The organism is Actinomadura madurae (assembly GCF_047130825.1).
Lineage (GTDB): Bacteria > Actinomycetota > Actinomycetes > Streptosporangiales > Streptosporangiaceae > Spirillospora > Spirillospora madurae.
The window spans coordinates 1,064,056-1,084,556 of sequence record NZ_CP083237.1 but is presented as its reverse complement, the minus strand read 5'-3'; the positions used below and the strand labels follow the sequence as shown (position 1 = coordinate 1,084,556).

At 73.6% G+C, this 20,501-nt stretch carries 20 protein-coding genes; 9 read left to right on the top strand and 11 right to left on the bottom strand.

The annotated features are described in order from the left end of the window. Nucleotides 1–4: 4 nt before the first annotated feature. Entirely contained in the window at nt 5–202 is a 198-nt protein-coding gene (locus tag K8Z49_RS04930) for a DUF3040 domain-containing protein (RefSeq protein WP_024936039.1), read from the bottom strand. 56 nt (nt 203–258) lie between these two features. Continuing rightward, on the bottom strand, nt 259–1,836 hold the full coding sequence (locus K8Z49_RS04925; protein ID WP_412517689.1) for a glycoside hydrolase family 10 protein: 1,578 nt from the start codon (nt 1,834–1,836) through the stop codon (nt 259–261). Between the two features lie 716 nt (nt 1,837–2,552). Between K8Z49_RS04925 and K8Z49_RS04920 the strand changes: the two genes are divergently transcribed. Next, nucleotides 2,553–3,158, top strand: a complete 606-nt coding sequence (locus K8Z49_RS04920; protein ID WP_412517688.1) for an LAGLIDADG family homing endonuclease — start codon at nt 2,553–2,555, stop codon at nt 3,156–3,158. Between the two features lie 41 nt (nt 3,159–3,199). On the opposite strand, the gene K8Z49_RS04915 is transcribed toward K8Z49_RS04920, so the two are convergent. Continuing rightward, a complete protein-coding gene (locus K8Z49_RS04915) occupies nt 3,200–4,006 on the bottom strand; it encodes an NAD(P)H-dependent oxidoreductase (RefSeq protein WP_412517687.1) in 807 nt (268 codons plus the stop codon). An 89-nt stretch (nt 4,007–4,095) separates the two neighbouring features. Between K8Z49_RS04915 and K8Z49_RS04910 the strand changes: the two genes are divergently transcribed. Then, entirely contained in the window at nt 4,096–5,079 is a 984-nt protein-coding gene (locus K8Z49_RS04910; RefSeq protein WP_412517686.1) for a GlxA family transcriptional regulator, read from the top strand. 39 nt (nt 5,080–5,118) lie between these two features. Here the strand turns inward: K8Z49_RS04910 and K8Z49_RS04905 are convergent, their stop codons facing one another. Genes K8Z49_RS04905 through K8Z49_RS04895 form a run of 3 tightly spaced genes read right to left on the bottom strand, consistent with a single transcriptional unit; the run spans nt 5,119 to nt 7,528 of the window. Beyond that, entirely contained in the window at nt 5,119–6,087 is a 969-nt protein-coding gene (locus K8Z49_RS04905; protein WP_412517685.1) for a S1C family serine protease, read from the bottom strand. A 59-nt stretch (nt 6,088–6,146) separates the two neighbouring features. Then, complete coding sequence (locus tag K8Z49_RS04900) at nt 6,147–6,710, bottom strand: GNAT family N-acetyltransferase (protein WP_075025021.1); 564 nt, start codon at nt 6,708–6,710, stop codon at nt 6,147–6,149. Between the two features lie 17 nt (nt 6,711–6,727). Continuing rightward, nucleotides 6,728–7,528, bottom strand: coding sequence for an SDR family NAD(P)-dependent oxidoreductase (locus K8Z49_RS04895; RefSeq protein ID WP_412517684.1), 801 nt, complete (start codon nt 7,526–7,528; stop codon nt 6,728–6,730). A gap of 68 nt (nt 7,529–7,596) precedes the next feature. Between K8Z49_RS04895 and K8Z49_RS04890 the strand changes: the two genes are divergently transcribed. The 5 genes from K8Z49_RS04890 to K8Z49_RS04870 all read left to right on the top strand — a co-directional run bounded on the left by K8Z49_RS04890 (nt 7,597) and on the right by K8Z49_RS04870 (nt 12,321). Further along, on the top strand, nt 7,597–8,310 hold the full coding sequence (locus tag K8Z49_RS04890) for a spermidine synthase (RefSeq protein WP_412517683.1): 714 nt from the start codon (nt 7,597–7,599) through the stop codon (nt 8,308–8,310). 118 nt (nt 8,311–8,428) lie between these two features. Further along, a complete protein-coding gene (locus tag K8Z49_RS04885; RefSeq protein ID WP_412517682.1) occupies nt 8,429–9,016 on the top strand; it encodes a biotin transporter BioY in 588 nt (195 codons plus the stop codon). 192 nt (nt 9,017–9,208) lie between these two features. Then, nucleotides 9,209–10,477 carry an isochorismate synthase gene (locus K8Z49_RS04880; protein ID WP_075025024.1) on the top strand — a complete coding sequence of 423 codons (1,269 nt, stop codon included), beginning with the start codon at nt 9,209–9,211 and terminating at the stop codon, nt 10,475–10,477. 111 nt (nt 10,478–10,588) lie between these two features. Next, nucleotides 10,589–11,071: a cation:proton antiporter regulatory subunit gene (locus K8Z49_RS04875; protein WP_412517681.1), complete on the top strand. Its 483-nt coding sequence runs from the start codon at nt 10,589–10,591 to the stop codon at nt 11,069–11,071. Nucleotides 11,072–11,076: 5 nt separating this feature from the next. Beyond that, nucleotides 11,077–12,321 (top strand): cation:proton antiporter, encoded by a 1,245-nt coding sequence (locus tag K8Z49_RS04870; RefSeq protein WP_075025026.1) that lies wholly within the window; start codon nt 11,077–11,079, stop codon nt 12,319–12,321. 17 nt (nt 12,322–12,338) lie between these two features. Here K8Z49_RS04870 and K8Z49_RS04865 read toward each other — a convergent pair whose 3' ends face one another. Next, complete coding sequence (locus K8Z49_RS04865) at nt 12,339–13,154, bottom strand: Fpg/Nei family DNA glycosylase (RefSeq protein WP_075025028.1); 816 nt, start codon at nt 13,152–13,154, stop codon at nt 12,339–12,341. 22 nt (nt 13,155–13,176) lie between these two features. Beyond that, nucleotides 13,177–14,208 (bottom strand): fatty acid desaturase family protein, encoded by a 1,032-nt coding sequence (locus K8Z49_RS04860; protein ID WP_412517680.1) that lies wholly within the window; start codon nt 14,206–14,208, stop codon nt 13,177–13,179. A gap of 203 nt (nt 14,209–14,411) precedes the next feature. On the opposite strand from K8Z49_RS04860, the gene K8Z49_RS04855 reads away from it, so the two are divergent. After that, the gene (locus K8Z49_RS04855; RefSeq protein WP_075021824.1) at nt 14,412–15,206 is read left to right on the top strand and encodes a tyrosine-protein phosphatase; all 795 of its coding nucleotides are present in this window, start codon (nt 14,412–14,414) and stop codon (nt 15,204–15,206) included. A gap of 202 nt (nt 15,207–15,408) precedes the next feature. Here K8Z49_RS04855 and menD read toward each other — a convergent pair whose 3' ends face one another. From menD to K8Z49_RS04840, 3 genes are all read right to left on the bottom strand, one after another. After that, nucleotides 15,409–17,076: a 2-succinyl-5-enolpyruvyl-6-hydroxy-3-cyclohexene-1-carboxylic-acid synthase gene (gene menD, locus K8Z49_RS04850; protein WP_075021823.1), complete on the bottom strand. Its 1,668-nt coding sequence runs from the start codon at nt 17,074–17,076 to the stop codon at nt 15,409–15,411. Further along, nucleotides 17,073–18,023, bottom strand: a complete 951-nt coding sequence (locus K8Z49_RS04845; protein WP_412517679.1) for an o-succinylbenzoate synthase — start codon at nt 18,021–18,023, stop codon at nt 17,073–17,075. Before K8Z49_RS04845 ends, menD begins: the two co-directional genes overlap by 4 nt. 64 nt (nt 18,024–18,087) lie before the next feature. Continuing rightward, on the bottom strand, nt 18,088–18,987 hold the full coding sequence (locus K8Z49_RS04840; RefSeq protein WP_021596294.1) for a 1,4-dihydroxy-2-naphthoyl-CoA synthase: 900 nt from the start codon (nt 18,985–18,987) through the stop codon (nt 18,088–18,090). A gap of 113 nt (nt 18,988–19,100) precedes the next feature. Here K8Z49_RS04840 and K8Z49_RS04835 point away from each other — a divergent pair, with 113 nt between their 5' ends. Next, nucleotides 19,101–20,264, top strand: a complete 1,164-nt coding sequence (locus K8Z49_RS04835; protein WP_024936034.1) for a class I adenylate-forming enzyme family protein — start codon at nt 19,101–19,103, stop codon at nt 20,262–20,264. The last annotated feature ends 237 nt before the right edge of the window (nt 20,265–20,501 follow it).

The window sequence follows — 20,501 nt, the reverse complement described above, 5'->3', positions numbered from 1 at the left end:
GTGTCTACAGGACGGCGGCCGCGATGCCGGCGGCGATCGCGGCGACGACGAGGATGGCGGCGGCCACGGTGAGGACGACGGTGCGGCGGCGGCCGCGCGGGGCGCCGAGCCGTGCCAGGCGCTGGGCCAGCCGCGGGTCGTCCTCGCTCAGGCGGACCTCGATCTGCGTGAGGATCCGCTGCTCCTCCATCGACAGCGCCATGCTCATACCTCCGGGGGGTGGTCAGGTGTCTGATTCCTCCCCACGGACCATGATCATTATCCCTCGGGTGCGGTGACCGTCGCGCCGCGCCCGGGGGCGCTCTGGTGGTGGAGCCGGTCCTGGGCGGTGACGTAGTAGGTGTAGACGCGGCCCTTCTTGGCGCCGGGGTCGACGATGCCGCCGCCGCGGACGTCGGCGATGAGGCGCCGCGCGTCGACGGGGGCGCAGCCGGGCCGCTCGCCCTCGACCCGGTAGACGGCGTAGGAGGTGGCGCCCTTGGACGGCCGCCAGGTGACCTTGACGCCCTTGCCGTCGCCGGCGGGCGCGGCCTTGGTGTCCTGGACGGGCGGCGGCGCGGCGCCGCCGCGGCGGGCCGGGACGGGCCGCAGGGCGGGGCGGCCGTAGTGGTCGTCGCGGAGCCGGGCGGCGAAGCCGCGGCGGTTGGCGGCGACGTCGCGGGCGCTGAAGAACACGTCGCCGTTGATCTGGGGGTGCTTGGCGTTCAGGGCGAGGTGGCGCGACAGCTCGGCGGGGTCCTTCCAGGCGGCGTCCGCGCCGACGCGGTAGGCGGCCTGCCCGATGGTGAGCTGGACGCCGGTGCCCTTGACCTGCCCGGCCCACCAGGCGGCGAGCTTGGCGTAGTCGGCGCGGGGGTCGCCGATCGGCCAGTACAGCTGGGGGGTGACGTAGTCGAGCCAGCCCTTCTTGATCCAGGTGCGGGTGTCGGCGTAGATGTCGTCGTAGCTCTGCAGGGCGCTGGTGGCCGACCCGGCGGGGTCGCTGCTCTTGTTGCGCCACACGCCGAACGGGCTGATGCCGAACTGCACCCACGGCTTGGCCTCGTGGATCTTGCCCGACAGCGACTCGACGAGGGTGTCGACGTTCTTGCGGCGCCAGTCGCCCTTGTCCATCCCCTTGCCGTGGGTCTTGAAGGTGGCGCCGTCGGGGAAGTCGCCGTCCTCGGGGTAGGGGTAGAAGTAGTCGTCGAAGTGGACGGCGTCGATGTCGTACTTGTTGACGACGTCCATGACGGCCTTGGTGGCCAGGTCGCGGACCTGCGGCAGGCCCGGGTCGTACCACAGGCCCTTGTTGTACTTGCGGACCCAGTCGGGGTGCTGGCGGGCGGGGCTCTTGGGCGACAGCTTCTTCAGGTCGTCCTGGCGGGAGATGCGGTAGGGGTTGAACCAGGCGTGGAACTCCAGGTTGCGGGCGTGGGCCTCCTTGAGCATGAACGCCAGGACGTCGTAGCCGGGGTCCTTGCCCTGCGTGCCGGTGATCCACTGCGACCACGGCTCGTACGGGGAGTCGTAGAACGCGTCGGAGTTCGGGCGGATCTGGACGAACACGGCGTTCATGTTCATCGACGCGGCGGTGTCGAGGAGCTCGGTGTAGCGCTTCTTCTGCTTCGCGGCCGGTCCCTCGGGCCAGTCGGTGTTGCCGACGGTGGTGATCCACATGGCGCGCAGCTGCCGGCCGCCGGTGTCGCGGGGTGCGGCGATCTGCGGGCATTCCGCCTTCGCGCCGGGCGGGACGGGCCCGCCCCCGCGCGCGTCGCGCTCTCCTGAGCCGCCGAAGGCGGGGATGCCGCAGGCGGCGAGCGCGCTCATCGCCGCTCCCGCCGTGATCGCCGCCACTGCCCGGGTCCTGGTTCGCCATGCCATAGCGGCCCATTGTTACGCACCCGTTGCGATGCTCGGACCGAAACGCCGATGCCCGTGTGATCCCTTTCCGTCCCATTTACCCTGGTCCGCACGTTGCGATCTTCGAACACGCGCTGCACACTGCGTGACGATGCGACTCGCCAATGTGTTCGAGGAGGTGCCTCGCACGGGATTCATCCACGGTCGGAGGCGGTGCGGCTGACGCGCGCACCGGATGCCACCGGTCTCGCCGGGGACACGCCGGTCCTGATGGCGGACGGCCGCACGAAACCCTTGAAATCGTCACGGGCGTCGGACCGCGTCTACGCGTACGCGGATGGTCGGCCGCTACCTCATCACGCAGGTCAGAGAACACCGGCGGGTCGTCGGCTCCGCCCCTTTGGTGACCCTTGAGGACGGCACCCGGCTCACGGCCGGGCCCGGTCATCGTCTGCTCACCGAGCGAGGTTGGAAGCACGTCACCGGGACTGAACAGGGTTCCCGGCGGCGGCCACATCTCACCGCCAACAACAGTCTGATCGGGATGGGCAAATTCGGCGACCCGCCCGCACGGGACGTGGATTATCGCAGGGGATATCTATGTGGATTGATACGAGGCGACGGGCACATAGGTCTATTCCGCAGGAGTTCCGGATCGCCCCCATGCAAGAATCCATCGTTTTCGCCTCGCTCTGGCCGACCTCGAAGCCTTGGAGAGAAGTCGCCGTTACCTCACCGGGTTCGGTGTCCCCACTTGGGAGTTCATATTCTCCAGGGCAACGGAGAACCGGAGAGAGATCAGGGCCGTCCGCGCTCAGAGCGCGATGGCGGTCGCGACGATCGAGGGCATCATACGCTGGCCGGAGTCAGCACCGCCTGAGAATTGGCGGAAGGGTTTCCTTGCCGGGGTCTTCGACGCCGAGGGGTCGTGCAGCAGGGGAATCCTGCGGTTCTCGAACTCAGATCCACAGATCCTGGACGTGATCAGCGACTGCCTCCTCCACTTCGGATTCAACTTCGTGCGGGAGGGCCCACGAACCCCCGCCAATGTGCCGGTCGCCACGATCCGGCTCCGAGGCGGCCTGCGTGAGCGAACTCGGCTCTTCCACATCATCGGTCCGGCGATAACCCGCAATATCTCGATCGGCGGGATCGCCGTGGAGAGTGGTGCGCCGCTCGGCATCGCCTCCATGACCGCAATCGGTCCAAGGATTCCCCTGTGCACGGTCGTCACCGCGTCGGGGGATGTCGTCGCCGACGGTGTCCTCTCTGAGGCCTGCCCGGCAGATCGCGGGGCTGGGCCCACGGCCGGGTGATCCGTGGGCGGAGGCGGACGTCACCACTTCGCACTGCAGGGTCAGGCGGCGTCGGTGTCGGCGTCGGTCGTGGTGCGGGGGGCGGGGTGGTGGTGGATGCGCAGGCCGGTGCGGCCGGGGGCCAGGTGGGGGCGCAGGACGAGGTCGTCGTCGTAGTCGCCGCCGTGCTCGGTCCGGTACGGGATGGGCGGAGCGGTGGGCAGGGCGCGCAGGCGCTCGTCGAGGGCGGCGGTGTGCGCGGCGTGGTCGGCGGGGGTGGCGCGGTCGGCGCCGGTGATGACCAGGGGCGGCAGGACGTCCATGCCGGTGTAGAAGAGGGTGCCGTGCAGCAGGGGGAACAGCACGTCTTCGGCGGCGCCGTGGACGCCGCGGGGGCCCAGGCCGGTGGCGCGGGCGCCGGCGGTGGTGACGACCAGGGCGCGGCGCCCGGCCAGGCCGCCGTCGCCGTAGCGCAGGGTGCGGCCGCGGTCGTCGGTGACGCCGAACGCGAAGCCCTGGACGAAGACGCGGTCGAACCAGCCCTTGAGGATCGCGGGCATCCCGTACCACCACAGGGGGAACTGCACGATCAGCGCGTCCGCCCAGGCGATCTTGTCCTGTTCGGCGCGGATGTCGGGCGCCAGGGCGCCGGCGGCGTGCGCGCGCTGCGACTCGGCGCCGACGACGAGGCGGGCGGCGGGGTCGTGGCCGAAGTCCTCGGGCCCGACGACCGGGTTCCAGCCCATCGCGTACAGGTCGGAGTGGCGGACGTGGTGGCCGTGGCGGCGCAGGGTGGCGGCGCCGTGGTCGCGCAGCGCGCCGTTGAGGGAGCGGCCCTCGGGGTGGGCGAAGATCCACAGGACGTTCATGGCGTGTCTCCTTTCGGTGGACTCGATGCTGCCGGGCGTCCGCCGCGCCCGTAAGTGGCCGGCAGGCCAATATGTGCAAGGATCGGGCCATGGGCGGTGACGGGCTGCGGCGGGTGGCGGTGCTGGTGCGCGAGGGTGTGCTGCCGATGGAGCTGGGGATCGTCCATCAGCTGTTCGGGCAGGCCAGGTCGCCGGGCGGGGCGCCGCTGTACGAGGTGGTGTCGTGCGCGGTCGAGCCTGGGACGGTGCGGGCGGACGCCGATTTCGGGGTCTCGGTCCGGCATGGGCTGCGGGCGCTGGAGGCGGCGGACACGGTGGTGGTCCCGGCCTCGCACCTGCTGGACGAGGACCGCCCCGGGGACGGGCCGGTCCCGGCGGCGCTGGCGGCGGCGCACGCGCGCGGCGCGCGGGTGGCGTCGGTGTGCACGGGCGCGTTCGTGCTGGCGGCGGCGGGGCTGCTGGAGGGGCGGCGCGCGACGACGCACTGGCTGTCGTGCGGCCGGTTCGCGGCGATGTTCCCGGAGGTGCGGGTGGACGCGGCGGTGCTGTTCGTCGACGAGGGGGACGTGCTGACCTCGGCGGGGGAGGCGGCGGGCATCGACCTGTGCCTGCACATGATCCGCCGCGACCACGGCGCGGCGGTCGCGGGGGACGTGGCGCGCCGCACGGTGGTGCCGCCGCACCGCGAGGGCGGGCAGGCGCAGTTCATCGCGCTGCCGGTGCCCGAGCCGCGGGCGTCCTCGACCGGGGCGGCGCGGGCGTGGGCGCTGGAGCGGCTGGACCGGCCGGTGACGCTGGCGGGGATGGCGGCGCGGGCGTCGATGAGCGTGCGGACGTTCACGCGCCGGTTCCGGCAGGAGACGGGCGTGTCGCCGCAGGTGTGGCTGGCGGCGCAGCGGGTGGAGCGGGCGCGGCGGCTGCTGGAGGAGACCGACCTGCCGGTGGACCGGGTCGCCGAGCGGGCCGGGTTCGGGACGGCGGCCTCGCTGCGGCAGCATCTGGCGGCGGCGGTCGGGGTGTCGCCGTCGGCGTACCGCGCCACGTTCCGCGGCCCTGGCCTCCAGGGCCGCTGACGTCCGAGGCCGCTGAGATCGGGGCGCTGTCCGGGACGGTCAGGCGTGTTCGGTGTCGAGCTCGACGGGTTCGGCGATGACGTCGACCATGGCGCCGTTGCGCAGCACCGTGATCGGCAGGGGCTTGCCGATCGCGTCGGCGAACATCAGCTTCTGCAGCGACTGGGCGTGGGAGACCGGCGTTCCGCCGGCGGTCAGGACCAGGTCGCCGCGGCGCAGCCCGGCCCGGTCGGCGGGGCTGCGGGGCACGACCTCGGCGACGCGCAGCGCCTCGTCCTGCCCGATGCGCTCCCGCAGCGCCGCGGGGACCGGGACGGGCGCGGCGGCCAGGCCGAGGAACGCGCGGCGGACGCGGCCCTCGCGCATCAGCGCGCCGATGATGCGGCGGGTGGTGGCGTTGACCGGGACGGCCAGGCCGAGCCCGATCCCGGCGACGGCGGTGTTGACGCCGACGACGCGGCCGCGGGCGTCGGCGAGCGCGCCGCCGGAGTTGCCGGGGTTGAGGGCGGCGTCGGTCTGGATGACGTCCTCGATGACCCGCACGCCGGTGCCCGAGCGGGTGCGCGCGGTCGGCAGGGACCGGCCGAGCGCCGACACCACCCCGGCGGTGACCGACCCGGCCAGGCCGAGGGGGTTGCCGACGGCCACGACCAGCTGCCCGACCACCAGGTCGTCGGCGTCGCCGAGCGTGACCGGGCCGGGGGTGGGCCCGTCGGCGCGGACCACCGCCAGGTCCGACAGGGGGTCGGTGCCGACGACGGTGAACGCGCCGGTGTCGCCGTCGGCGAACGCGGCCTGCCCGCCGGACGCCGACCCGATGACGTGGGCGTTGGTGAGCAGGAACCCGTCGCCGGTGAACGCCACCGCCGACCCGGAGCCCTCCCCCCGGCCGTGCCGGACGCGCAGCGCCGCCACGCGCGGGGTCAGCTCGCGGGCGACGGCGGACACGACCCGGGAGTAGGCGTCCAGCGGCTCGCCCTCCCGGGGCTCGCTCTCGTGGGGGACCATCGCACCCCCGATGATTACATCGTTACATGGCAACGCCGGGAGGTGAAGAGGTGTTCCCGCTACGCCCGACCGGAGCCCGGGCCGCCGTTCGGGCCGCCGTTCAGGCCGGGGGCCAGGTCGGTGCGCAGGATGCTGTAGAGGACCTCGTCGCGGTGCTCACCGCCGCGGAACCCGACGCCCCGCATGACGCCCTCGCGGGTGAAACCGGCCCTCTCCAGCGCCCGCTGCTCGGCGATGTTGTCGACCTCGACCTCGGCCTGGATCCGGTGCACCGCGGTGTGCGCGAACAGGTACTCCACCAGCAGCCGCTGGGCGCGGCTCCCGGCGCCGTGCCCGCGCGCGTCCGGCAGCAGCGAGATCCCGACGCTCCAGAACCACGACTGCTCCATGTAGGCGATCTTGCGGTAGGACACGATGCCGAGCAGGCGGCCGCCGCGGACGACGGCCAGGTTGCCGAGGTCCTCGCCGAGCATCCGGTTGTCCTCCCACCGCCGCCGGTAGCGGCGCGGGTCGTGCCACCCCTGCCACAGGAACTCCCCGGCCAGCCGCGGGTCGGTCCGCAGCCGCTCGATGACGGCCACGTCGTCCTCGGCGACCGGCCGCAGCTCCACCTCGTCGGTCATGGGCCCCTCCCCGGGGGTCAGCGCAGCGTGGACAGGCCGCCGTCGACGTGCAGGACCTGCCCGGTGACGTAGGACGCGCGGTCCGACAGCAGGAACACCGCGGCGTCGGCGACCTCCCACGCCGTCCCCTGCCGGTGCATCGGAATCAGGCGGGCGACCTGGTCGCGGGAGGCGTTCCCGGCGGAGACGGAACGCCCCATCACGGTGTCGATGAGGCCGGGCGCCACCACGTTCGCGCGGACGCCGCGCGGCGCGCCCTCGGCCGCGATGTGCCGCACCAGCCCGGTCAGGCCCGCCTTGGAGGCGTCGTAGGACGGCGACCGCGACCCCGGCTTGGTCCCGGCCAGCGACCCGATGAACACCAGCGCGCCGCCGCCCTCCAGCGCCGGCATCGCGGCCTTGCCGACCAGGAACGGCGCCCGCAGGTTCACCTGCAGCACGCGGTCCCAGTCGGCCAGCGCCGTGCCCGCCAGCCCGTACCCGATGCCGATCCCGGCGTTGAACACCACCCCGTCCAGCCCGCCGAGCCCCTCGACCGCCCGCGTCACCACCCGGTCGCACGACTCGGGGTCGGTCACGTCCGCGACGACCACGCACGCCTGCCCGCCCTCGGCGGCGATCATCGCGGCGGTCTCCCCCGCGGCGTGCTCGTCCATGTCGCCGCACGCCACCATCGCGCCCTCCCGCGCGGCCGTGACGGCGATGGCGCGGCCGTTGCCGACCGGGGCGGCGGGGTCGTCGCTGCGCCGCGTCCCCGCGCCGACGACCAGGACCCGGCGGCCCGCGAGCAGCCCGCCGGGGGGTGGAGTCTCGGGCATGATCGGCACCGTAGTCGACACCGCCCTCCCCCGCCCAGCCCCCGTCCGGTCCCGGCTAGGGTGCGGGCATGGTGCACGGCACGGGACGCGCGGCGGGGACGGCCGGGGAGCCGGTGGTGGTCGAGCGCGCCGCCGGGGCCGGCGGTGAGCTGGTGCTGCGCCGCGACGGCGCCCACTACGAGATCATCAGCAACGGCGTGTTCCTCATGGACACCCGCAACGGCGAGTCCGAGCGGCTGCTGGTCCGCGCCGCCGCCGAAGGGCTGGACGGGCCGGTCCGCATCCTCATCGGCGGGCTCGGCGTCGGGTTCTCCCTCGCCGAGGCCCTCACCCTGCCCGGCGTGGAGCACGTCACCGTCGTCGAACGCGAGCCCGCCGTCATCGGCTGGCACGCCACCGCGCTGCGGCCCTGGTCGGCCGGCGCCCTGGACGACCCCCGCGTCACGGTCGAGCGCGCCGACCTGCTCGCCTTCGTCGCCGACCCCGGCGACCGGCGGTTCGACGCGCTGTGCCTGGACATCGACAACGGCCCCGACTGGACCGTCACCCCCGGCAACGCCCGCCTCTACGCGCGCGGCGGCCTGGACGCCCTCGCCGGGCTGCTGACCCCGCGCGGCGTCCTGGCGGTGTGGAGCGCGAACGCCGCGCCGGCGTTCGAGACGCTGCTGCGCGACCGGTTCGCCCGCGTCGAGGCCCGCCCGGTGCCGGTGCCGCGCGGCGAACCCGACGTGGTCTACCTCGCCGCCGAACCGCGCCCTGCCGCCGGGCCCACCCCCAAGTGAGCCCCGATCAATGAGTGAGCCGACAAAGCGCGGCGACCCGTTTCTGTAGGGGTGCGCCGTCCATCCCGGAAGACCAGTTCGCTAGGTTTCGGACTGAACAAACCTTTTGGGAGGATCTGTGGCTCACGCCCACGCAGCCCAGCGGCACCCCGCCGTCCTGGGCGACCTGCTGCCCGGCTCCCTGGCCCGCGACGCCGCACTCGTCGCCGGCTCCGCCGCCCTCGTCGGCGCCGCCGCGCAGCTCGCCGTCCCACTGCCCGGCACCCCCATCCCGGTGACCGGCCAGACCTTCGCGGTCCTGCTCGCCGGCGCCGCCCTCGGCCCCGGCCGCGCCGCCCTGGGCATGCTGGTGTACCTGCTGGCCGGCACGGCGGGCGTCCCCTGGTTCACCGACGGCACCTCCGGCACCGGATCCCCCACCCTCGGCTACGTCATCGGCTTCGTCGCCGCCGCCACCCTGGTCGGACGGCTCGCACAGCTCGGCGGCGACCGCACCCCCCTGCGCACCGCCGCCACGATGCTCACCGGAACCCTCGTCATGTACGCCACCGGCGTCCCCTACCTGATGGCCGCCCTGAACATCGACCTCGCCAGGGCCCTCCACCTCGGCGTCACCCCGTTCCTGGCCGGCGACGCCCTGAAGGTCCTGCTGGCCGCCGCCCTGCTGCCCGCCGCATGGAAGATCACCCGCGCCGCCCGCCGCTGACCCGCCCGGCCCCGGCCCGTCTCGCTCCCGCACCCGCGCATGGGAACCGGACGGGCGGGCACACGCCCCCGCGAAGACCGCCACCGCCCCGCACCGAACCGGCGCACACCCCACCGGATGTGGCGCACACCTCACCGCGCACCGCCACCCCGCCCGTTTGAACAGGTTCAAATCTGTCGTACAGTGGCTTGCGTGAAGCTCGCCGTGACAGCACCGGACCGACTCACCGTCCGCACCGTCCCGGTCCCCGACCCGGGCGACCTCATCGCACGGCTCCCGCACCCCTCCGCCCTGGCCTGGATCCGCCACGGCGACGGAATCGTCGGCTGGGGCGAAGCCGCCCGCCTCACCCTCCCCGGCGGCGACGACCGCTTCACAGCCGCCGCCCGCATGCTCGGCGACCTGTTCGGCGCCGCCGCCGTCGACGACCCCGTCGGCGTCCCCGGCTCCGGCCCCGTCGCCTTCGGCACCTTCGGCTTCGACCCCAAATCCCCCGACTCCACCCTCATCGTCCCCCGCCGCGTCCTCGGCCGCCGCGACGGCCGCGCCTGGCTCACCACCATCGGCGACGACACCGACCCCCTCACCCTCACCACCCCACCCCAACCCCCCACCGGCCTGCACTGGAGCGACGGAGCCCTCCCCGAACACGCCTGGAAGGACGCCGTCGCCGCCGCCGTCCACCGCATCCGCGCCGGCCACCTCGCCGCCGGCCCCCCGCACCGCCGCACCGGCCTCGGCAAGGTCGTCCTCGCCCGCGACCTCACCGTCCGCGCCGACGCCCCCATCGACGCCCGCGTCCTCCTCCAGCGCCTCGCCGCCCGCTTCCCCGCCTGCTACACCTTCTCCTGCGCCGGCATGGTCGGCGCCACCCCCGAACTCCTCATCCGCCGCACCGGCGGCGACATCGAATCCCTCGTCCTGGCCGGCACCACCGCCCGCGGCGACACCCCCGCCGACGACCGCGCCCGCGCCGCCCGCCTCTTCGCCTCCCCCAAAGACCGCGAAGAACACCGCTACGCCGCCGAGATGGTCCGCGACGCCCTCACCCCCCTGTGCGCCGACCTCACCGTCCCCACCGAACCCGAACTGCTCACCCTCCCCAACGTCACCCACCTCGCCTCCCCCCTCCGCGGACGCCTCGCCGCCGACCGCTCCGTCCTGGACGTCGTCGCCGCCCTCCACCCCACCCCCGCCGTCTGCGGCACCCCCACCGGCACCGCCCTGGACCTCATCCGCGAACTCGAAGGCATGGACCGCGGCCGCTACGCCGGCCCCGTCGGCTGGGTCGACGCCCGCGGCGACGGCGAATGGGGCATCGCCCTGCGCTGCGCCGAGATCGACGGCACCCGCGCCCGCCTCTTCGCCGGCTGCGGCATCGTCGCCGACTCCGACCCCGACGCCGAACTCGCCGAAGCCCGCACCAAGTTCCGCCCCATGCAGTACGCCCTCCACGGCTGAACGCCCCCCCACGGCCGACCCGACCACACCGGTCCCCAACTGCACCGACACCCCCACCAACCCGGTACGGTCATCCACGGAAATACCACCCCGAGACGGAGAACAACCACCGTGGACGTCGAACGGACCGCCCTGCCCGGAATCGGCCTGCAGCACATCATGACCACCGGCCGAGGCCGCCAGATCGGCGTCATCTCCCACCGCACCGGCCGCCGCGACCTCGTCATCTACGACAAAGAAGACCCCGACAGCTGCATCGCCACCGTCGCCCTCAACCCCGACGAGGCCAACGCCATCGCCGAACTCCTCGGCACCGGCCGCATCATCGAGCACCTCGCCGAACTCCACCGCCAGGTCGAGGGACTCGTCACCGAACAGATCCCCATCGCCCCCGGCTCCCCCTACGACGGACGCCCCCTCGGCGACACCCGCTCCCGCACCCGCACCGGCGCCTCCATCGTCGCCGTCGTCCGCGACGGCCAGGTCATCGCCAGCCCACGCCCCGACTTCATCTTCCACGCCGGAGACATCATCGTCGTCGTCGGCACCGGCGAAGGCACCGCCGCCGTCGCCCAGATCCTCTCCGACGGCTGACCCGCATGCACACAGCCGTACAACTCATCGAACTCGGCGCCATCATCCTCGCCCTCGGCCTCCTCGGCGCCGTCTCCGTCCGCTTCTCCATCTCCCCCATCCCCCTCTACCTCATCGCCGGCCTCGCCTTCGGATCCGGCGGAATCCTCCCCCTCACCACCAGCGAGGACTTCGTCGCCACCGGCGCCGAAGTCGGCGTCATCCTCCTGCTGTTCACCCTCGGCCTCGAATACACCGCCGACGAACTCGTCGGCACCCTGCGCACCTCCGCCCCCGTCGGCCTCGCCGACATCGCCCTCAACGCCACCCCCGGCGTCGCCGCCGCCCTCCTCCTCGGCTGGGGCCCCGTCGCCGCCGTCGCCATGGGCGGCATCACCTACGTCACCTCCTCCGGCATCACCGCCAAGGTCATCGGCGACCTCGGCTGGCTCGGCAACCGCGAAACCCCCGCCGTCCTGTCGGTCCTCGTCTTCGAGGACCTCGCCATGGCCGCCTACCTGCCCATCCTCACCGCCCTCCTCGCCGGCGCCGGACTCCTCGGCGGCGCCGCCGCCCTCGCCATCGCCGCCGCCACCATCAGCGTCATCCTCTACATCGCCCTCCGCCACGGCACCCTCGTCGAACGCTTCGTCGCCAGCCCCAGCGAAGAGGTCCTCCTCCTCAAGGTCCTCGGCCTCACCCTCCTCGTCGCCGGCATCGCCCAGCAACTCCAGGTCTCCGCCGCCGTCGGCGCCTTCCTCGTCGGCATCGCCCTGTCCGGCAGCCTCGCCCACACCGCCCAGAAACTCCTCGCACCCCTGCGCGACCTGTTCGCCGCCGTCTTCTTCGTCTTCTTCGGCCTGCACACCGACCCCGGCGACCTGCCGCCCGTCCTCGGCATCGCCGCCGCACTCGCCGCCACCGGCATCCTCACCAAACTCGGCACCGGCTGGATCGCCGCACGCCGCGCCGGCGTCGCCGCCACCGGACGCCTCCGCGCCGGCGCCGCCCTCACGCCCCGCGGCGAGTTCAACATCGTCATCGCCGGCCTCGCCGTCAGCGCCGGCGCCGACTCCCGCCTCGGCCCCCTCGCCGCCGCCTACGTCCTCATCCTCGCCGTCGCCGGACCCATCCTCGCCCGCAGCGCCGAACCCCTCGCCGCGCGCCTGCGCGCCCGCCGGGCCCACCGCCGCACGGCCCAGACCGACGCCGACGTCCCCGCACCCGCGACCATCCGCATCAGCGAAGAGGACACCGCCGGCACCCCCTGACCCTGCACCCCGGCCCGCTACACCGCCGGCGGCTGGCACCCCGGACACCAGAACAGGTTCCGCCCCGCCAGCTCGGCCGCCGCCACCGCCGTCCCGCACACCAGGCACGGCCGCCCCGCCCGCCGGTACACGTACACCTCGCCCCCGTGGCCGTCCACCCGCGGCGGCCGCCCCATCGCCTCCGGCGTATGCTCCGGCCGCACCGTGTCGATCCGCCCCGCCCGCACACCCTCCGCCATCAGCAGCACCAGATCGTCCCAGATCGCCGACCACCGCTCCGCCGGCAGCGACCGCCCCGGCAACCGCGGATCCACCCCCTGCCGGAACAGCACCTCCGCCCGGTAGATGTTCCCCGGACCCGCCACCACCGACTGATCCATCAGCAGCACCGCCACCGGCGTCCGCGACCGGCTGATCCGCCGCCACGCCACCCCCGGATCCGCGTCACCCCGCAGCGGATCCGGCCCCAGCCGATCACGCAGCAGCTTCACATCCCCCGGCTCCAACAGCGCACACGCGTTCGGCCCCCGCAGATCCGCGTAACGCCCGCCGCCCACCAGCCGCAACCGCACCGCCCCGACCGGCGCGGGCACCGGCGCCTCCCCGAACACGTACTTCCCGTAAATCCCCAGATGCACGTGCAGCGTCCGCTCATCGTCGAACCCCAGCAGCAGATGCTTGCCATGCGCGTCCGCCGCCGTCAGCACCCGCCCGTCCAGCCACCGCGCCCCCTCCGCGAACCGCCCCTGCGGGCTCGACGCGGAAACGGCGAGGCCGCCGAACATCCGCTGATGCTCGGCGGCCAGACGGTGAATCGTGTGTCCCTCGGGCATGGCCCGGAGCATAGCCCCGCACCTACCGCAGCGGCTCGCCGATCTGCCGCATGTGACCAAGGGCCTCCCGGTAGGACGCCACCAGCCCGGTCTCGGTGTAGGGGACGCCGACCGCGGCGCAGTGCTCGCGGACCATCGGCTGCATTTTGCGCAGGTTGCACCGGGGGACGCCGGGGAACAGATGGTGCTCGATCTGGTAGTTCAGCCCGCCCATCACCCAGTCGGTCACCGGGCCACCGCGCACATTGCGGGAGGTCAGCACCTGCCGGCGCAGATGACCCCACCGCTGCCCCGGCTCGGGCATCGCCATCCCCTTGTGGTTGGGCGCGAACACCGCACCCAGATGCAGCCCGAACAGCGCATGCTGCACCACCATCAACACCACCGCCTTCTCCACCGGCAGCAGCGACAGCGCCAGCACCAGGTACCCGACCGCATGGGCGACCAGCAGACCGCCCTCCACCACCCGGTCACGGCGTGAACGCCCCCGCAAGAACAGCACACTGCCGACCTTGAGGTTCACCCCCTCCAGCGTCAGCAACGGGAAGAACAACACCGCCTGGTGCCGCGCCACCCACCGCAGCACACCCCGCTGCCGCCCCGCCTGCTCCGCCGTCCACGCCAGCACCCCCTCCCCCACATCAGGATCCTTCCCGACATGATTCGGGTTCGCGTGATGACGATTGTGCTTATCGCTCCACCACCCGTGCCCCATCCCCAGCAGCAGATTCCCCAGCACCAACCCCAGCCACCGATTCACCCGCGCACTCCGCGCGATCTGCCGATGCCCCGCGTCATGACCCAGAAACCCCGTCCGCGCCGCCAACACCGCCAGCGGAACACCCAGCAGCACCGTCCACCAACTGTCCCCCGCCCACGCCACCGCCCCCCACACGGCGGCCGTCGCCGCCAGGTTCAGCCCGATCGCCCGCACGTAATAGCCGCGACGCCGATCGAGCAGCCCGCTGTCACGGACACGCCGCGCCAGCGGCGCGAAATCACTGCCGGCCCCTTGCCGGGACGGTCGGGAGGGAGCGTGCAGGGCCGCGGGCATGAAGCCTCCAACGGGAGCGGGGACACGATCCCCCGAAGTTACGGAGGGTCAGCCCCAGGGGTCGCCCCGCCAAAGAGCCATCCCGGGTCTGGCTCGCAGGTCCCGGTTCCCACCGCGACCCGTCGCTCCCCTGAATGATCATCGATGGAACCCGCACCCCTGCGCGAAAGCGCCTGCTACGCCCCGATATAAGGTCACAAGTCATGGACGACGACTCTCGGTGGATCGAACTGGACGGTGCCGTCAACGCCCGCGACCTCGGCGGCCTCCCCACGACCGACGGCCGCACGACCCGCCGCGGACGCGTCCTGCGCTCCGACAACCTCCAGGACCTCACCGTCGCCGACGTCCGGCTCCTCCTGGACGGCTACGCCCTCAAGAACGTCATCGACCTGCGCAGCGACGCCGAAGTACGCCTCGAAGGACCCGGCCCCCTCACCCGCGTGCCGTCCGTGACCATCCACCAGCTGTCGCTGTTCCCCGAAGGCGGCCGCCACACCGACGTCGCCGCCGACGTGGACGTCGACAAGGCCCTGCCCTGGCAGGAACGCCCCGCCGACGGCGCCGAACAGGACCGTTCCATCGGCCACTACCTCGGCTACCTCACCGACCGCGGCGACTCCGTCGTCGCCGCCCTGCGCGTGATGACCCGCACCGACGGATCCGCGCTTGTGCACTGCGCCGCCGGCAAGGACCGCACCGGCGTCGTCTGCGCCCTCGCCCTCGACGCCGCCGGCGTCACCCGCGAGGCCATCGTCGCCGACTACGCCCAGACCGGCGAACGCCTCGACGCGATCCTGCGGCGCCTGCGCGGCAGCGACACCTACGCCGCCGACCTCGACTCCCGCCCGGCCGACACCCACCAGCCCCACGCCGCCATCATGGACAAGCTCCTCGCCCGCATCGACGAGGAACACGGCGGCAGCCTCGGCTGGCTGGCCGGCCACGGCTGGACCGACGACGACACCCGAGCGCTCCGCGACCGCCTCCTCGGCTGAGTGACCCCCACACCGCCCACTCACAGCCCGCACGCGTGCCGCGATCCTCGACCCGCCCGCACGCTGGGGATCTCGGCTGATGCTAGATGATGGGTTTTTGGGATTGCAGGTGGGAGGTTGGGCAATCCACTCGGCGCCTTTACGTTGTAAGTTTCAAAGAAAGACGGCAGACGGCGCGGGGGCTTCCCGCCTTCTCGGTCGATCAGGTGAGGACGGCGCGGACGGCGGCCTGGGCGGCCTGGCGGAGGTCGGCGTGCAGCGCCGCGTTCGCCTCCCGGTCGGTGCGGGCCTCGACGATCCGCAGCCCCTCCCCCGCCATCGCCTTCGGCAGGTCCGCCGCCGCGTCCAGGCGGCGGTACGGGACGCCGTGCGCGGCGGCGACCGCCTCCAGGTCCACCTGGTGCGGGGTGCCGAAGACCCGCTCGAACGGGCCGTGCAGCGCCGCCTGCGGCAGCAGCGAGAAGATCCCGCCGCCCCGGTTGTTCACCACGATGATCGCCAGGTCGGGCCGGCGGTCCCGCGGCCCCACGATCAGCCCGTTCTGGTCGTGCAGGAACGCGAGGTCGCCCAGCAGCGCGTAGGAGCGGCCGCTGTGCGCCAGCGCCGCCCCCATCGCCGACGACACCAGCCCGTCGATGCCGCTCGCGCCCCGGTTCGCCATGATCCGGATGCCGCGCCGCGGCCGCATCACCTGGTCCAGGTCGCGGATCGGCATGCTCGCGGCCGTGAACAGCAGCGACCCGCCCGGCAGCCCCGCGACCAGGTCCCGCGCCAACCGCGGCTCGCTGACCTCCGGCACCGCGTCCAGCACCGCGTCCACCGCCGCCGCCGCGGCCAGGTCCGCCGTCCGCCACGACTTCAGCCACGCGTCGTCACCCGACACCACCGGGATCTCCACCTCCGGAGCCACCTGCGTCGCCGACCGGACCGGGTCGGGCCAGTGCGCCAGGTCCGGCGCCAGCACGATGTGCTCCTCGGCCCGGCGCAGCAGCGACAGCAGCGGGCGCGACAGCCCCGGCTTGCCCAGCGTCACCACCACCTCGGGACGGTGCCGCTCCACGAACTCCGGGACGCCCAGCAGGAAATGGTGCGACGACAGCGCGTGGTCGCCGTAGCGGGCGTTGCCGTTCGGCTCGGCCAGCACGGGCCAGCCGGCCATCGACGCGGCCGCCACGTACCGCTTGACGTTCATCGCGCCGTCCCCGACCACCAGGACGCCGCGCCGCGTCGGCGGGACGTGCAGCACCGACCCCGGCGTCGCCGGCCGCACCTTCGTCCACGCGCCCGTCGCGTCACCGTCGAGCGGCTCGCACCACGTCTCGTCGCCGTCCGGGATCAGCGGCTCCCGGAACGACGCGTTCACATGCACCGGCCCCGGGACCGGCGCCTGCGCCAGCCCCCACGCGCGGCTCATCAGCGACCGCCAGTACGCCACCATGCCCGGCCGGTTCTCAGGCACACCGATCTCGGTGCTCCACCGCACCGCCGTCCCGTACAGCTTCACCTGGTCGATCGTCTGGTTCGCGCCGGTGTCGCGCAGCTCCGGCGGACGGTCCGCCGTCACCACCAGCAGCGGGATGCCCGACTCGTGCGCCTCCACCACCGCCGGATGGAAGTTCGCCGCCGCCGTCCCCGACGTGCACACCAGCGCCACCGGACGGCCCGACCGCTTGGCCAGGCCGAGCCCGAGGAACGACCCCGAACGCTCGTCGATCCGCACATGCATGCGGACCCGGCCCGCCTCCTCGGCGGCGTGCAGCGCCAGCGCCAGCGGCGCCGACCGCGACCCCGGCGCCAGCACCACGTCGGTCATCCCGCACCGCAGCAGCTCGTCGACCAGGACGGTCGCCAGCGCGGTCGCCGGGTTCACGGCCCCTCCTCGATCACCGCGGGGCCGTCCAGGTACGCCTGGGCCTCCAGCGCCCGGCCGCGCCACCGCGTGCCGGGGACCTCCCAGCGCCGCAGCGCCTCCTCGTCCACCACCGGCCGCCGCACCTCGATCTCACCCTCCACGGGCCGCAGCGGATCGCGCACGACGTCGCCCTCAAGCAGCGCCAGCGTCCCCAGCCCGCACGCGTACGGCAGCTCCGGCAGCGCGGCCGCGAGCGCGAGACCCGCCGCCAGCCCCACCGACGTCTCCACCGCGCTCGACACCACCACCGGCAGCCCGCACGCCTCCGCCACCCGCAGCGCCGCCGCGACCCCGCCGAGCGGCTGCACCTTCAGCACCGCGATGTCGGCGGCGCCCGCCGCCCGGACCTTCAGCGGATCCTCGGCGCGGCGGATCGACTCGTCCGCCGCGACCGGGACGTCCACCAGCCGCCGCAGCCGCGCCAGCTCCTCCAGCGTCGCGCAGGGCTGCTCGGCGTACTCCAGCTCCCACCGGTCCAGCGCCCGGATCATCCGCGCCGCGCGGTCGACGTCCCAGCCGCCGTTCACATCGATCCGGACCCTGCCCTGCGGGCCGATCGCCGCGCGGACCGCCTCCACCCGCGCCAGGTCGTCGGCCTCTCCCTGCCCGCGCTCGGCGACCTTCACCTTCGCGGTCCGGCAGCCGGACTCCTTCACCATCTCGAACGCCCGCTCCGGGCCGACCGCCGGGACCGTCACGTTCACCGGGACCCGGTCGCGGACGGGCGCGGGCCAGCCCTCGCACGCCGCCTCGCGGGCGGCGGCCAGCCACCGCGCGCACTCGGCCGGGCCGTACTCGGCGAACGGCGAGAACTCCCCCCAGCCGGCGGGGCCCTGGATCAGGGCGCCCTCCCGCCGCGTCACACCGCGGAACCGCGTCCGCATCGGGATGGAGAACACCCGCACGCGCCGACCCCCTGACCTGCCCGCTGAATCAACGTATTCCGGATCACACCGTCCGTACGAACAATTAGTAGTACCACGGGAAACGCGACCAATCGGGATCGCGCTTCTCCAGGAACGCGTCGCGTCCCTCGGCCGCCTCGTCGGTGCCGTAGGCGAGCCGGGTCGCCTCTCCGGCGAACACCTGCTGCCCCACCAGACCGTCGTCGACCATGTTGAACGCGTACTTCAGCATCCGCTGCGCCGTCGGGCTCTTGCCGTTGACCTTGCGCGCCCACTCCAGCGCCACGGCCTCCAGCTCGGCGTGCGGGACGACCGCGTTGACCATGCCCATCCGGTGCGCCGCCTCGGCGTCGTAGGCCTCGCCCAGGAAGAAGATCTCGCGGGCGAACTTCTGCCCCACCTGCCGCGCCAGGTACGCCGACCCGAACCCGCCGTCGAAGCTCGCCACGTCCGCGTCGGTCTGCTTGAACCGCGCGTGCTCTCGGCTGGCGAGCGTCAGATCGCACACCACGTGCAGGCTGTGCCCGCCGCCCGCGGCCCAGCCCGGCACCACGCAGATGACGACCTTGCCCATGAACCGGATCAGCCGCTGCACCTCCAGGATGTGCAGCCGTCCGGCCCGCGCCGGGTCGATCGTCTCCGAGGTCTCCCCCTCGGCGTACTTGTAGCCGTCCTTGCCCCGGATCCGCTGGTCGCCGCCGGAGCAGAACGCCCAGCCGCCATCCCTGGGCGACGGCCCGTTCCCCGTGATCAGCACGCACCCGATGTCGCTGGACATCCGCGCGTGGTCGAGCGCCCGGTACAGCTCGTCCACCGTGTGCGGGCGGAACGCGTTGCGCACCTCCGGACGGTCGAACGCCACCCGCACCGTCCCGTGGTCCACGGCCCGGTGGTAGGTGATGTCGGTGAAGCCGAACCCCTCCACCTCTTTCCACGCGTCCGCGTCGAACAGCTCCGAGACCATGTCATCCTCTCCCGTCGGCGACCGCGCCGCGGCCGGGTCCGCGGCGCGCGTGACCCATTCAACCGGTCCCGCGTTTGAACGCGTTCAGCGGGGTCGTCTACCCTGATCAGATCATGGATCGCCCACTGCACGCCGCCGTTCTGCCGCCCGGTCCGCGCCTGTTCCAGGCCCTGGCCGACGCCCTCGACGGCGGTCCCGCGATCTGCCCGCTCTCCCCCGACCTGCCCGAGCCCGCGCTCCGCGACCTCCTGGACGCCCTGAGCCCGGACGCCGTCCGCACACCGGACGGGCTCGCCCCCCACCGCCCGCACGGCGGCCAGGTCCCCGCCGACGCCGAGACGGCGGTGCTGATCGCCACGTCCGGCTCCACCGGCCCGCCGAAGTTCGTCGAGCTGCCGGCCGGCGCGCTGCGCCACTCCGCCGCGGGGACGCTCGCGCGCATCGAGGCGGCCCCCGGCGACCGGTGGCTGTGCTGCGTGCCCACCAGCCACATCTCCGGCGTCCAGGTCCTCGTCCGCGCCCTCGTCGCCGGCACCGACCCGGTCATCATGCCGCGCTTCGACGCCGCCGCCGTCGCCGCCACCGAGGGCGCGCACGTCTCGCTCGTCCCGACCCAGCTGCGCCGGATCCTCGACACCGGCACCGACCTGTCCCGGCTCGGCGCGATCGTCCTCGGCGGCGCCGCCGCCACGCCCGGGCTGCTCGCCGAGGCCCGCGCCCGCGGAGCCCGGGTGTTCACCACCTACGGCATGAGCGAGACGTGCGGCGGCTGCGTCTACGAGGGCGTCCCGCTGGACGGCATGCGCGTCGGGCTCGGCGCCGGCGGCCGGATCCGCCTCGCCGGGCCGTCCCTGTTCACCGGCTACCGGCTGCGGCCCGAGGAGTCCGCCGAGGTCAGGGACGGTGAGTGGTTCGTCACCCAGGACCTCGGGGCGATCGAGGACGGCCGGCTCCGCGTCCGCGGCCGCCTCGACGACGTGATCAACACCGGCGGGGAGAAGGTCGTCGCCGGCGAGATCGCGACCGTGCTGTCCCGGCACCCGAAGGTCCGCGACGTGGTCGTCGTCGGCCGGCCCGACCCCGAGTGGGGCGAGCGGGTCACCGCCGTCGTCGTCCCCGCCGCGCCCCGCCCGCCGGACCTCGCCGAGCTGCGCGCGTTCGTCCGGGAGACGATGCCGGCGCACGCCGCGCCGCGCGAGCTGGAGCTGGTGGACGCCATCCCGCTGCTGGCGTCCGGCAAGCCCGACCGTGCCCGGTTGCGCACCCCGGCACCCTGACCCCGTGGTCTTCATCACGCTGCCTTCGACCAGCGTCCTTTACGTAGTAAAGTAGGGCAGGATCGGATCGGGCCGTGTGAAAGCGCCGGTCAGGGGCACCACGACCTCCTGGATCGGTCCTCCCCGATCCCGTGCGGAGCGCCGCCGCCCACGGCACCGGGAACAAGAACCCGGTCCTGCGACGTTCCGTTAAGTGCGTGCGCCACGAGCGAACACAATCCGCGCCGCACTCACACA

Bases quoted from the DNA above. Each gene is read 5' to 3' on its own strand.
- K8Z49_RS04930 (WP_024936039.1), bottom strand. From the start codon at position 202: ATGGCGCTGTCGATGGAGGAGCAGCGGATCCTCACGCAGATCGAGGTC.
- K8Z49_RS04915 (WP_412517687.1), bottom strand. From the start codon at position 4,006: ATGAACGTCCTGTGGATCTTCGCCCACCCCGAGGGCCGCTCCCTCAAC.
- K8Z49_RS04910 (WP_412517686.1), top strand. From the start codon at position 4,096: ATGGGCGGTGACGGGCTGCGGCGGGTGGCGGTGCTGGTGCGCGAGGGT.
- K8Z49_RS04905 (WP_412517685.1), bottom strand. From the start codon at position 6,087: ATGGTCCCCCACGAGAGCGAGCCCCGGGAGGGCGAGCCGCTGGACGCC.
- K8Z49_RS04900 (WP_075025021.1), bottom strand. From the start codon at position 6,710: ATGACCGACGAGGTGGAGCTGCGGCCGGTCGCCGAGGACGACGTGGCC.
- K8Z49_RS04895 (WP_412517684.1), bottom strand. From the start codon at position 7,528: ATGCCCGAGACTCCACCCCCCGGCGGGCTGCTCGCGGGCCGCCGGGTC.
- K8Z49_RS04890 (WP_412517683.1), top strand. From the start codon at position 7,597: ATGGTGCACGGCACGGGACGCGCGGCGGGGACGGCCGGGGAGCCGGTG.
- K8Z49_RS04870 (WP_075025026.1), top strand. From the start codon at position 11,077: ATGCACACAGCCGTACAACTCATCGAACTCGGCGCCATCATCCTCGCC.
- K8Z49_RS04865 (WP_075025028.1), bottom strand. From the start codon at position 13,154: ATGCCCGAGGGACACACGATTCACCGTCTGGCCGCCGAGCATCAGCGG.
- K8Z49_RS04860 (WP_412517680.1), bottom strand. From the start codon at position 14,208: ATGCCCGCGGCCCTGCACGCTCCCTCCCGACCGTCCCGGCAAGGGGCC.
- K8Z49_RS04855 (WP_075021824.1), top strand. From the start codon at position 14,412: ATGGACGACGACTCTCGGTGGATCGAACTGGACGGTGCCGTCAACGCC.
- K8Z49_RS04840 (WP_021596294.1), bottom strand. From the start codon at position 18,987: ATGGTCTCGGAGCTGTTCGACGCGGACGCGTGGAAAGAGGTGGAGGGG.
- K8Z49_RS04835 (WP_024936034.1), top strand. From the start codon at position 19,101: ATGGATCGCCCACTGCACGCCGCCGTTCTGCCGCCCGGTCCGCGCCTG.